This is a genomic window from Cupriavidus sp. SIMBA_020 (assembly GCF_046535395.1).
Classification (GTDB): Bacteria; Pseudomonadota; Gammaproteobacteria; order Burkholderiales; family Burkholderiaceae; genus Cupriavidus; species Cupriavidus campinensis.
Genome location: NZ_JAWRWU010000633.1, coordinates 1 through 270 on the forward strand (window position 1 = coordinate 1; position 270 = coordinate 270).

A 270-nucleotide genomic window follows, 5' to 3' on the forward strand; every position below is an offset into this window, starting at 1 on the left:
GGCGGTGGCGCCGAAGACGATTTCCTTCTTGGCCGGATCGGCCGCCAGCGCGGCGCCGGACAGCGACAGGACGGCGGCGGCCAGCGCCAGGCTCAGGAGATTGCGTTTGACGGACATGGGATTCCTCTCGGGATCAGCGTTTGTCGATGCGTCGCGCGACGGTATTGCCGGCGAACTGGATGATCTGCACCAGCACCACGAGCAGCGCCACGGTCAGCACCATCACGTCGGTCTGGAAGCGGTAATAGCCATAGCGGATGGCCAGGTCGC

1 pseudogene is annotated in these 270 nt (G+C 65.6%); it reads right to left on the reverse strand.

What is annotated here, in order from left to right:
- Nucleotides 1-133: 133 nt before the first annotated feature.
- Nucleotides 134-270, reverse strand: a pseudogene (locus tag SB751_RS30835) (ABC transporter permease); the annotation flags it as partial.